The following is a 12,669-nucleotide window of genomic DNA, read 5'->3' on the forward strand; positions in this document are numbered from 1 at the left end:
TATCAGTTTTAATTACACGTGTTTTTTTATAGAATGATTATTAGCCAGGTTTGAGGTTAAATAGACTTAGTTCGTTTTATGAATCTCCAATTCGATTTCGATTAAAAATTCAGGTATGGCTAGTTGTTTTTTTTTGTCTTATTTTGTGGCATCTGCAAGTTTCTTAGTATCTACGTATTGCTGAAAGCTTATCACTTTCCCGTCTTTCAAAGTCCATAAGTGAGCTACTTGGGCGTTGTAAGTTTTGCCTGTTTTTTTAACTTTTGCATCATATCTTAATGTGGCTAGTACTTTATTTTCAGACATGTCATGAAGGTGAATGTCGATTAATTTAAAATACTCATGGTCTGCGCCAATACGTGCAAATACACCGTTTAAAACGGCTTCGGGACCTTTGTATGGGTTGCCATCGGCATAAGCATTACCTTCAGCTTCATTCCAAATAACATCGGCGTCTAATAAGTCTAAAACGGTAGGAATCTCTCCAACAGCAAAAGCGTTGTAGAGGCTATTGATAACCTCTGTGTTTCCGGGAGCCGATGCTATGCCAAGTTGCTGCATAAACACGGTGCTGTCCATAAAATCTTGTTCCTCTGCAATTTTACCATCTTTCATTTTTACTAAGGTCACACCATCAATATTTACCGTGTTTCCGGTAGCGGGAATGCCAAAGAAATCGCCTGTGTGGGTGCCTTTAAAATTCCAGTGTTTTACAATGTTGTCGTTTTGTCCAAAAATGTTCACCACAGTAAATTTAATATCAGAAAAACCAGTTGTGAAATTTTGATAGTATGCTTTAACAGCTTCAATACCTACCACGTTTTCAGGATGTGATATCAGTGTAATGTCATTCGTAAAATGAGTGTTATTTATAAGGTCTAAATTGGCATCATTAATTACTTTATCCCAAGTTTCGGAATACATTTTAATGTCTTTTTCAAATTTTGAATTATTGCAGGATGCCGTAATTACTGCAATGAATAGGAGGCATAATGTTATTGGATTTTTCATGAGGATGTGTTTTAGAGGGTTTTATATATGGAGTGATACACGAAAGGTTTGTAAATATGTGGTCGCATTTTGAGTTGTACAAAATGTTAGATGCATTGTTTACTAGTAGATTTGTTGAATGGTTGAAAAATATAAAAGAGTAATTTTTCATGAAGTCTTTTTATTAAAATTGATTTAACTAAAAAAAGACTTAGGGGAATGCACTATAATATTAAACAAAATATTAAATTTTAACAAATATTTTGTGTTATAATTAGTAAGAAGGGTGTTTAAATAAAAAATGCTTAACATATGTTAAGCATTTTTTATAATAACTAAGATTTAATTCGGAATTTATTTAACCAATTCCTTTGCTTTTTTAGTAGTGAAATCTACTTCAATTTGGTTGTTTATAATATCATCAAAGGTTTCTCTTTTTCTTATTAAGTGGGCTTTGTTATTGTACCATAAAACTTCTGCAGGTCTAAACCTAGAGTTGTAGTTGCTCGCCATAGAGAAGCAATAAGCACCTGCATTTTTAAAGCATAATACATCATTCTCATTAATCTCATTAATACGGCGGTTATTACCAAAAGTATCTGTTTCACAAATGTAACCTACCACGGTGTAGAAACGCTCACGCCCTTGTGGGTTTGAAATGTTTACAATATCATGATGCGACCCATAAAGCATCGGGCGTATTAAATGGTTAAAACCAGAATCTACTTGAGCAAATACGGTTGAGGTTGTTTGCTTAATGGCATTTACTTTAGTTAAAAAGCTTCCAGATTCGCTCACTAAAAACTTACCTGGCTCGAAAGCAAGGGTTAAATCTTTACCGTACTCTTTACAGAAATCATTGAATTTTTTAGATAATTTTTCGCCTAATTCTTCAATATTCGTTTCAATATCACCTTGTTTGTAAGGGACTTTAAAACCAGAACCAAAATCAATAAAATCTAAATTTTTAAATTGTTTTGCGGTTTCAAATAATATTTCACTCGCATATAAAAACACTTCAATATCTAAAATATCACTACCTGTATGCATGTGTATACCATTAATAGTCATTTTAGTATTTTCAACAATACGTAAAATGTGTGGTATTTGGTGAATAGAGATTCCGAATTTAGAATCGATATGTCCTACGGAAATGTTTGCGTTTCCTCCAGCCATAACATGCGGGTTGATACGAATACAAACCGGTGTTTTTGGGTGTTTAGTTCCAAATTGTTCTAAAATGGAAAGGTTATCAATATTAATTTTAACCCCAAGTTTTGCTGCTTCTTCAATTTCATTTAAAGATACACCATTAGGCGTAAAAATAATTTGTTCTGGTAAAAAACCAGCAGCTAAACCTAATTGCACTTCTTGTATAGAAACGGTGTCTATTCCAGAACCTAACGAGTTAAAAAGTTTTAGTATAGATATATTAGATAATGCCTTAACAGCATAATTTAGTTTAAGATGTTTTACGTTTTTAAAAGCATTCGTAAGTCTTTTGTATTGACTTTCAATCTTTTCGGCATCATAAACATAAACCGGACTCCCAAAATCCTGTGCAATTTTCAGCAATTGATTTTCTAACATAATGTATAATTTTCGTCAAAGATATTTCTTTAGAAGAAATAAAAAAGAAATAAATAAAAAATTAAACAAATTAAACAAAATGTTAATTATTTAACAAATAAAAAAACTTTATTTCTTTATAGATGTTTTAGTAATTAAATATTAGGGTAAGTTATCACTATTATTTACATTTGCGCATCTTAAACTATTTAGCAAATTATGAATTTACACGAATATCAAGGTAAAGAAATATTAAGCAGCTTTGGAGTACGTATCCAACGTGGTATTGTGGCTCAAAATGCACAAGAGGCAGTAACAGCAGCAAAACAACTAACAGCAGAAACTGGTACAAGTTGGTATGTTGTTAAAGCACAAGTTCATGCTGGTGGGCGTGGTAAAGGTGGCGGCGTTAAACTTGCTAAAAACCTTAAAGAAGTAGAAGAAGTTGCAGGAAGCATTATTGGGATGAACCTAGTAACACCTCAAACATCTGCTGCTGGTAAAAAAGTACACCAAGTTTTAGTTGCAGAGGATGTGTATTATCCAGGTGAAACTGAAACAAGTGAGTTTTACATGTCTGTACTTTTAAATAGAGGAACAGGACGTAACATGATCATGTATTCTACCGAAGGTGGTATGGATATTGAAACGGTTGCTGAAGAAACACCTCATTTAATCTTTACTGAAGAAATTGACCCTGCTGTTGGTATTTTACCATTCCAAGCAAGACGTATTGCTTTTAATTTAGGATTGTCTGGTAACGCTTTTAAGGAAATGACAAAGTTTGTTACTAATCTTTATACAGCTTACGTAAAATCTGATTCTTCTTTATTTGAAATCAATCCGGTTTTAAAAACAAGTGATAATAAAATTTTAGCTGTTGATGCTAAAGTAACTATAGATGATAATTCACTTTTTAGACATAAAAACTATGTTGATTTACGTGATGTACGTGAAGAAAGTGCTATTGAAGTAGAAGCAGGAGAACTAGGTTTAAATTATGTTGATTTAGACGGAAATGTGGGATGTATGGTTAACGGAGCTGGTTTAGCAATGGCAACTATGGATTTAATTAAGCATTCAGGTGGTGAGCCAGCTAACTTTTTAGATGTTGGTGGTACTGCAGATGCTGCACGTGTTGAAGCTGCATTTAAAATTATTTTAAAAGATCCAGCTGTAAAAGCAATCTTGATTAATATTTTTGGAGGTATTGTACGTTGTGACCGTGTGGCACAAGGTGTTATTGATGCTTATAAAAACATGGGAACTATTAACGTGCCAATTATTGTACGTTTACAAGGAACCAATGCAGATATCGCTAAAAAACTAATTGACGATTCAGGACTTGATGTAATGAGCGCAACAGAATTCCAAGAAGCTGCAGATAAAGTACAACAAGTATTAGCTTCATAAATTACTGTAAAAACAGAAATTTAAATATAAAAAAAAAGAGCAACATTAATGGTTGCTCTTTTTTTGTGGTTTAGGTTTATTGAAATTTTTATTATTGTCAGGTTTCTTAGAACCTGTATACGGTTTTTTATCAGAGGTTTGGTCTTTTGAACTTTGAGGTTTAGCCGCTTTTGATTTTTTATCCGGCATCGGTCCTCTTAAATGAATAACCAAGCCGTTTAAAAAGTTTCTTAATATTTGGTCGCCACACTCCATATACTTCGGGTGGTCTTCACTTCTAAATAAAGCGCCTAATTCGCTTTTAGAAATTCTGAAGTCTACAAGCTCTAAAATCTTTACAATATCATCATCTCTAAGCTTTAAGGCAACACGTAGTTTTTTTAATGTATCGTTGTTTGTCATAGTAGTAATTTTTAATTTAAATACGGGGTACCGTTTATCGATAATGCATTTAAGAGGTTGCTAAACTAGCGTTTTCGTAATTTTTGGTAAAGATACCCTAAATATTTATTTTGCTTCGGTTAATTTGGGATAATTTTTATTCGCGTAAATAGCTTTAAATCAGTTGTTTATGTTGATTGTGTTTTTGTTGAAAATATAAAATTTAGTATTGAAAAATCATCTTTTTTTTAAATTCAATGTCTATTTTATTGATGAAACAAATAAAATTCACGACCAACTGCGCTAGTGTTTTCGATAAGTTACATAATATCCACGATTATTAAATTACTCTAGTGTGTATCTTTATGTTATAGTTTAATTAATCCCCTAGAACATGATTAATAGAGTAGAAAAATTAAGTCTTCTTTCCGAAATGATAGCCTTCGCGAAGTATGACAAGGACATAAAACATATAGAATATAACTTTTTACTAGGTGTGGCGAAGCAGTTAGAGATTTCGCGTGAAGATTTTGATTATTTAATTGATAATCCTATAAATTATATTCATTTAAAGTCTCATAGTGAACGTATTGTTCAATTTCACAGATTGGTATTATTAATGAATATTGATGGTGATAATGGCGATAATAATTCCAAAAACGTGATCAAGTTGTATAACTTTGGTCTGCGAATGGGTTTGAGCCATGAATCTATTACAAAAGTACTATACTTAATGGATAGTTTTCCTAATAAAATAGTGCCACCAGACGTATTAATAGATATTTTTAAAACACAATATAATTAAATAGAACTGCTAAGTTTTAATTATTAGCGTGTTTTAATAATTTGACCTACATAGGTTATGGAAAAGCTAAAAGTTTACACTTTTAGCTTTTCCATTTTTGTTTGGTAGGCCTTAATTTCGTCGCGTAATTTTGCTGCTACAATAAAGTCTAATGCTTTTGCAGCTTCCTCCATTAATTTACGTTTGTCTCGAATTTTCTTTTCTAATTCAGGTTTCGTTAAATAAGCACTTTCTGGTTCTGCCGCTTTTGCAGCTTCCAATTCATAACTATAACTACTCACAGAGTTTTTTGTAAGTGCGTTGTCTAAACTTTTATTTAAGGCTTTTGGTTTTTGGTTGTGTTTGGTGTTGTATGCTATTTGTTTTTCACGTCTGTAATTCGTTTCGTCTATAGTTTGCTGCATGCTTTTCGTAATTTTATCAGCATACATAATGGCCTTACCATTTAGGTTTCTAGCAGCTCTACCAACCGTTTGGGTAAGTGAACGTGCAGAACGTAAAAAACCTTCTTTATCAGCATCTAAAATGGCTACTAAAGAGACTTCTGGTAAATCTAAACCTTCTCGTAATAAATTTACGCCCACTAGAACGTCAAACAAACCTTTTCGTAAATCTTGCATGATTTCTACGCGTTCCAAAGTATCGACATCACTATGTATATAACGGCAACGAATTTGAATTCTGTCGAGGTACTTCGTTAGTTCTTCTGCCATACGTTTGGTAAGTGTGGTAACCAAAGTGCGTTCATCTTTTTCAACACGTTGTTGAATTTCTTCAATTAAATCATCAATCTGGTTTAAACTAGGTCGAATCTCAATAATAGGATCTAGTAAACCTGTGGGTCTAATCACTTGTTCCACATACACACCGTCAGATTTTTTTAATTCATAATCAGCAGGTGTGGCACTTACATATATAACTTGGTTTTGTATGGCTTCAAATTCTTCAAACTTTAAGGGTCTGTTGTCCATGGCTGCTGGCAGTCTAAAACCGTATTCTACCAAATTCTCTTTTCGGCTTCTATCACCACCATACATCGCGTGAACTTGCGAAATAGTAACGTGACTTTCATCGACCACCATTAAATAATCATCTGGGAAATAATCTAGTAAACAGAAGGGGCGCGTACCAGGTAAACGCCTGTCTAAATAACGCGAGTAGTTCTCAATACCAGAGCAATAACCTAATTCGCGAATCATTTCTAAATCGAATTCGGTACGTTCTTTTAAACGTTTTGCTTCTAAATGTTTACCTATTTCTTTAAAGTAGTCGTGTTGTTTAACTAAATCGTCTTGAATTTCTTTTATGGCACCTTGTAACACATCGGGTGAGGTTACAAACATGTTTGCAGGGTAAATAGTAAGGATCTCGTATTTTTCAACGACTTGATTGGTTTGAATGTTGAAGGATTCCATATCTTCAATTTCATCTCCAAAAAAGTGAATTCTAAAGGCGTCATCGGCGTAACTTGGAAAAATATCAACAGTGTCTCCTTTTATTCTGAAGTTACCATGGTTGAATTCGCCTTCGGTACGTGAGTACAAACTTTGTACTAATTGATGTAGTAATTTGGTTCTAGAAATAACTTGATCTCGTTCGAGAGTGATTACATTTTTTTGAAATTCAACAGGATTTCCAATACCGTAAATACATGAAACCGATGCGACCACTAATACATCGCGACGTCCAGAAAGTAGGGAAGAGGTGGCGCTTAAACGCATCTTCTCAATTTCTTCGTTTATAGATAAATCTTTTTCTATAAAAACGCCCGATACAGGAATGTAAGCTTCCGGTTGGTAATAGTCGTAATACGACACGAAATACTCCACCGCATTATTTGGAAAAAATTGTTTGAATTCTGAATATAATTGTGCCGCCAAGGTTTTATTATGCGCTAAAACTAAGGTGGGTTTTTGTACTTCTTGTATAACGTTGGCTACCGTAAAGGTTTTACCCGAACCGGTGACACCAAGCAGGGTTTGGTATTTTTCGTTGGCATCGATTCCTGAAACGAGTTGTTTTATCGCTTGAGGTTGGTCGCCGGTGGGACTGAATTCGGATTCTATTTTAAACTTCATAATGCTTTGAAATACTTAAAAGTACTAGAATGGACTAAATTACTTAAAGTTGTTGGGATTATAAATTTTAGAAAAGACTTTTTAGAAATCTCCTTTTTTGATGACACAGAATAACCCCTTGAAATTGTGGTCGCTGATGGGCTGCGTTAGGGGTTGTAGTGGCATCCTTTTTAAAACGTAATAGTTACCGTTTTTGGTAGAAGTAAATTTTTTTGATTGCCACGTACTTCACCCAGGTTATTACCTTTTAAAAAGATACAACGGAAAACCCGACCCGCAGGGTAACGCCCAAATATTAATTTATCGTTTTAAAGTAAAGTGCCCCATGTGGGTTCTGCCATCTTCTAAAAATACTTTAAACCAATAATCGTCTGTGGGTAATATGTTGCCGTTTATGGTGCCGTCCCACCCATTGGAAGCTGGGTTTAGTTGCTTTAATAGTTTACCGTAACGGTCGTAAATAAGTATGGATGTGTTTGGTTGTACGATGTTGCTAACTCCAATAAGTTGCCAATAATCGTTAAACCCATCGCCGTTTGGTGTGAAATATTTGGCATGACCTATTACAGAAATATCGAGTGTTGCTACGCCGCAAATACTATCTTCAATGTAAATGGTGTAAAAACCGGGTTTGACGTTGTTGAAGATCGGTTCTGTTTGGTAGTTTATAAATGGAGAACCCACTTCTCTTAATGCAAATTCGTATTCGCCACTGCCTAAATTTGCGGTGCTTATGGTGACTGAATTGTTTTCTGAAAGGTCTACAATGGTAACAGCATCTGTTGTAATATTCGCTTTTTCTGAGGCATCAACAAAAATATCTCTGGATCTGGAACACCCCGTGCCGTCGGTTTTTGTTAGTGTGATGGTGTAGGTTCCTGGAGTTGATACGGTTAAAGTGGATGCGTTTGAAACGATGGTGCCTTCTAAGGTCCATTCGTATGAGAATGATTCTATGATGCTAGCTTCTCTTGGATCTAAAAGAACAGAGAAAGTAGGATCGGAGGAGCATACAATTTGAGGTGTATCTACGGTGAAATCGGGTAATAGGTTTACTCTTAAATCGATGGCAGTAGTTGCTGTACACGTGGTGTTTATAGGGTTTACAACGCGTACATTAATTGTTTGGTTTTCTGAAATTAATGGGTTTGGCAAGGTGGTGCTATTTAGTATGCTGGTGCCCATTTCGTCAATATAATCAAAGAAAATGTCCATACCGGTTTGTGAGCCTAAAATATCATTTTTAAAAGTTGAAGTATTAAAAGGGTACACGCCATCGGTATCTTCATCGCCGCCGTCGCCATCACAAACAATTAAAGGAGCGATGGTGTTTGCAAAAGGGCTTATATCTACAATGAATTTTAAAGTAGTTTCATCATAACACGGGCCGTCTGGTGCTGAAGAGGTATTGTTTGTAACACGAATGGTTATGGTTTTGCTAACCGTTAGATACGGGTTTGGCAGCGGACTTGGTAATGAGTTCCCTAAATCGTCAAAATAGGTTACGGTTACATCTGCAGGGTTTTGTGTTCCTAATACATTACTTTCAATTTGCGAGGTATCAAAAGGGAAGCTGTTGTCATTATCATCATCACATGCTCTCATGTCAGAAAGCGGGTTCGCTACAGGTAAAGCTTCTACAGTTAATAGAATGTGTGGGCCTAAACCTAAGCAATCGTTAGAAATACTGCTGTCTACTCTCACATAGATATACTGTGAATTTGGGTAACCTATATTTCGGTAATTAGAAATATCTGTAATTTCGTTGGTTTCAGCTAAGGCATCGGCTTCATTTCTAAAATAACGGGGTGGAAGTGGATTTTGTCCTGCTGGAATAAAGGTAGAAATACTGGCGTTTGCACTGCTGAAATCGAAAGTAGCGATGCCATCTCTGTCGTTATTATTTGCATTGTCTAGACCGTTAGTATCAAGAAAATCATCACATTGATTAAATGTCATTAAGAAGCTTGAAGGAATGGCTGTTGTTGAAACTAATAGTTGTATTTCTGAAACATTTGCGCAACCTAAATTGTTTTCTATTCGCGCCCAAATAGCGTCTGTATTTATGGTTCTGTTTGTGAATGATGATGGTGTATTGATGTAATCAGGACTTGATATATCTCCAGAATTAGCAGCTAGTTGCGTTGTGAAATAAGTGAATGTTTCGTTGGCAGCATTTGCTGAAATTTTAGTATTCGCTTCTGTTAAGTTGAAAGCACTAAAACCTAAAGTAGACGTGTCATCATCATCACATTGTACCAAAGTTACTGGGCTATTAACAACAGGGCGCGTTAGTACGGTGAGTGCAACTTCACTTGAATAAAGACCACAACCATTTCCTGTTAAATTAAGGAAGGCTCTGTATTTATACGTGTTGTAGGTTATAGGTGTGTTTGAAATAATTAGGTTTGCTGTTTGAGACCCACTGTAAATGACGGTGTTTATTATGGGGTTCCAATTAATTCCATCGGTGCTTACTTCCCATTGAATACTGTCAAATGAGTTTGATACTAAAGAAATGGTCGTATTTGCAAGTTCGCAAACTTCGGTATCTACGGGTTGTGTGGTAATCGAGATGGGGGCGGATACTAAATAATTGCTATGAGGTTGTGTGTAACCATCACTCGCATTGGTAACCCTTCCAGAAGCATCAATAGTCACGGCATTATCGCCTAATAAGGAATCACCATTGGCGTCTGAGAATCCTGCTTCGATAACGTCACTACATAAATCACCATCACTATCGAAATCTATATAGCTGTAAAGTGCATCGCCGTCTAGATTGTTTAGGGTATAGCCAATGGTATTACTATCGGGCGTAGTTTCTGCATTATCATCCCATCCGTTTGTGCCTATAGTAGTGGTTATATTGTCAATAATACCATCAAAATCGCTGTCAGGTAAGCCACTTCCAGATTCCTCTAAATCGTAAATACCGTCGTTGTCGCTATCTAAATCATAAAAATCGGGAACGCCGTCTGTATCAGAATCCAGCGGTGTTGTATTGCTAGTATAAACATCATCTAAACCATTAAAATCGGCATCGACACCAGATAGGGCTACGAAAGCTCCTGTGTTTTCAATAAAATCGGGGATGCCATCGTTATCACTATCTAAATCTAATGAATCGTCAATACCATCCAAATCGGTGTCTTTTTTAAAGCAAGTAACAGATAGTCCGCCTGTAAATATTGAACCTGTGGTTACATTTTCTAGTCTATGTATAAATGTAAAGCCATCAACTTGGTTTGCCAAAAACATATATGGCGTATTCCCAGAAGGTGAAGGGTTTATTTTAAAATGAATTTCAGAACCTGAAATACTAGTAACGCCTGTTTCAAAAATGCCATCAAAATTAGAATCGACTAATAAACGATTATCTGGGTCTAATAAGGTGATGTTTTTATTCACCGGAAGTATACCTACTATAAAATATTCACCAGCAACAGGTATGTGCGTAATAGATTCTTCATACTTCATGTTTACAGGTTCTGTAAACGAAATTTTGTAATTATTTTCGGCACTTGTGCCACTGCTTAAATTACTAGTGAAGCCACCAGAACTATTCCCTGTGAAATAATTAGCGCCTCCTGAATTGTTGAATTCTGTATAGGTGCCCGTTGCAATAGTGTTGTCTCTTGTACTATCTTGAAATATGAGTTCCGGAATATTTATAACGCTTAAATTTAGTGCCGCATCTCCTTTAGATTCTGTGCAGTTTAAAATGCCGTCGTTATCATTATCGATATCTAGATTGTCAATAATACCATCACTATCAATATCATCTGGGCATGTACTTACGGGTATTTCAACAGATTCTAACTCTTCACCGGTACATGCAATAACACCTATAAGTTTGTATTTACCAGGAATTGTTGGCGTGATTTGTGGGGTGTTAATCATGAGGTCAACAAAACCCGAACCGCTTCCGTCATCCAATAACCACTTAAAACTATCAAAATTTTGAGTATTAGCAGCAGATAAAGTGACGTTAGGAATACAATTTCCTAGAGTGATAAATTGGGCATCAAAATTGATTTCTGGAGGCGAAGGGAAACCAGAATAAAAACTTCCAGAAGTTGCAGCGCCGTTATAGTTGAAATAGGCACAATAGAGCTCATCGGTACTTTGAACAGAGATGTTGCCTAAAAGGTTTGTTACTTTATAAGTGACATAATTAGTGTTCCCACTAACCGTGCTCGGTCCAATGGTTGAAAAACTAGAAATAGGTGAATTGTTAATTGTTACTGTGGCGCCAACCTTGGTTACTATGGAAATACCACCAGAATAGATCGTGTTCCCAATGGATTGAATCTGAGCAATGTTGTCTAGATTACCTCGTGTTTCACAGCTTAAAGGTGGTACAAAAAACATGCCTTGGTTTGCTTCACTGGTTGTGGCCCCAACTCCTTGATATGCAAAAACAGGTTGAGAGGTTTGTACATACATGTTACCATTGGCATTGTATTGGTTGCCTTCAATTAAGTAATAGTCTCCAGCATTAATGGTAGCTGTTACCGTGTTTCCGTTAATACTTATCGTTGTATTATCGGTGTGGGCTACTATTAGTACATTTTCCCATCCATTTTGTCCACCACCTTTTACAAAAATATATTCGGTACCTACTTTATCAAGCCCCACAATTTGGTCTATACCATAATCTCTTGCGTTACCATTATGGAAACTACCATTTGCAGAACCACAGTTTACAACAATTGATTTATCTGAAGTAACCAAACAACCAATTAAACCATCTCGGTTAACCGTAGATCTGATGCTGTTGGTGGCAAGTGTATAACTTTCGCCTTTATTTAGCGTGATAACTACTGGAGTTGCTCCTGTATAGTTTTCTATAATTAATCCAGCAGGTAAATCGCTAAAAGTAACTACTGTGTTGTCTTCCGTAGCCATCACAGAAACAAAGTTCAAGTAATTGTCTTGAGGGTTTTCATTGGTGAAACTACCAATTCTAAATATTGTACCTAAAGCAGCAGAGCCTTTGCTTACCAATGCACCGGCTTGAGACCCCGCATTAATACGCGCGGAAACATACACGAGACCTTCAGATTCAACAATGTAGCCTTTGTTTGTTTTAACGGTACTTGTCTCATTAACATTTACAAATAGCTGTGTGTTTCTGCCAGAACCAATAGTGTATGTGAAAGGTGTGGTTTTAGAAACCGTTCCTGTAATGTAACCCGCAGTACCTAAACCAATAGGCTTTATAGTAAAACTAATAGCAGATACACTTGGTGTTGAAATATAGATATAATGGTCTTCTGGTTGTGATGAGTTTGATCCAGACTCGGTTACAGGTGGTATATAATGTGTTTTACTTAATTGGGAGAATGCTAACTGACTAACAAATATGAATAGTAAAAGAAGGAATTGATTGATATATTTTGGAATATGCATTTTCAAATTAATTAAGCA

Annotated in this window: 7 protein-coding genes; 2 read left to right on the forward strand and 5 right to left on the reverse strand. The window is 35.5% G+C overall.

From position 1 onward, the window contains the following. Positions 1-138 precede the first annotated feature (138 nt). The gene (locus Q5N74_RS04770; RefSeq protein WP_304387587.1) at positions 139-1,011 is read right to left on the reverse strand and encodes an ester cyclase; all 873 of its coding nucleotides are present in this window, start codon (positions 1,009-1,011) and stop codon (positions 139-141) included. A gap of 333 nt (positions 1,012-1,344) precedes the next feature. Then, positions 1,345-2,580: a diaminopimelate decarboxylase gene (gene lysA / locus Q5N74_RS04775; protein WP_304387588.1), complete on the reverse strand. Its 1,236-nt coding sequence runs from the start codon at positions 2,578-2,580 to the stop codon at positions 1,345-1,347. 198 nt (positions 2,581-2,778) lie between these two features. Between lysA and sucC the strand changes: the two genes are divergently transcribed. Beyond that, positions 2,779-3,972: an ADP-forming succinate--CoA ligase subunit beta gene (sucC, locus tag Q5N74_RS04780; RefSeq protein WP_304387589.1), complete on the forward strand. Its 1,194-nt coding sequence runs from the start codon at positions 2,779-2,781 to the stop codon at positions 3,970-3,972. Positions 3,973-4,017: 45 nt separating this feature from the next. On the opposite strand, the gene Q5N74_RS04785 is transcribed toward sucC, so the two are convergent. Beyond that, positions 4,018-4,374 (reverse strand): DUF1456 family protein, encoded by a 357-nt coding sequence (locus Q5N74_RS04785; RefSeq protein WP_304387590.1) that lies wholly within the window; start codon positions 4,372-4,374, stop codon positions 4,018-4,020. A 373-nt stretch (positions 4,375-4,747) separates the two neighbouring features. On the opposite strand from Q5N74_RS04785, the gene Q5N74_RS04790 reads away from it, so the two are divergent. After that, positions 4,748-5,158: a TerB family tellurite resistance protein gene (locus tag Q5N74_RS04790; protein WP_304387591.1), complete on the forward strand. Its 411-nt coding sequence runs from the start codon at positions 4,748-4,750 to the stop codon at positions 5,156-5,158. A gap of 74 nt (positions 5,159-5,232) precedes the next feature. Here Q5N74_RS04790 and uvrB read toward each other — a convergent pair whose 3' ends face one another. Beyond that, positions 5,233-7,236 carry an excinuclease ABC subunit UvrB gene (gene uvrB / locus Q5N74_RS04795; protein ID WP_304387592.1) on the reverse strand — a complete coding sequence of 668 codons (2,004 nt, stop codon included), beginning with the start codon at positions 7,234-7,236 and terminating at the stop codon, positions 5,233-5,235. A 300-nt stretch (positions 7,237-7,536) separates the two neighbouring features. Then, positions 7,537-12,651, reverse strand: coding sequence for a T9SS type B sorting domain-containing protein (locus Q5N74_RS04800; protein ID WP_304387593.1), 5,115 nt, complete (start codon positions 12,649-12,651; stop codon positions 7,537-7,539). Positions 12,652-12,669: the final 18 nt, after the last annotated feature.

Origin of the sequence: Mariniflexile sp. AS56, from assembly GCF_030552475.1 — a bacterium.
Lineage (GTDB): Bacteria > Bacteroidota > Bacteroidia > Flavobacteriales > Flavobacteriaceae > Mariniflexile.

Excerpts from the sequence above, each read along its gene's own strand:
- Q5N74_RS04800 (WP_304387593.1), bottom strand. The coding sequence starts at position 12,651 with ATGCATATTCCAAAATATATCAATCAATTCCTTCTTTTACTATTCATA.
- Q5N74_RS04785 (WP_304387590.1), bottom strand. The coding sequence starts at position 4,374 with ATGACAAACAACGATACATTAAAAAAACTACGTGTTGCCTTAAAGCTT.
- uvrB (WP_304387592.1), bottom strand. The coding sequence starts at position 7,236 with ATGAAGTTTAAAATAGAATCCGAATTCAGTCCCACCGGCGACCAACCT.
- Q5N74_RS04770 (WP_304387587.1), bottom strand. The coding sequence starts at position 1,011 with ATGAAAAATCCAATAACATTATGCCTCCTATTCATTGCAGTAATTACG.
- lysA (WP_304387588.1), bottom strand. The coding sequence starts at position 2,580 with ATGTTAGAAAATCAATTGCTGAAAATTGCACAGGATTTTGGGAGTCCG.
- Q5N74_RS04790 (WP_304387591.1), top strand. The coding sequence starts at position 4,748 with ATGATTAATAGAGTAGAAAAATTAAGTCTTCTTTCCGAAATGATAGCC.
- sucC (WP_304387589.1), top strand. The coding sequence starts at position 2,779 with ATGAATTTACACGAATATCAAGGTAAAGAAATATTAAGCAGCTTTGGA.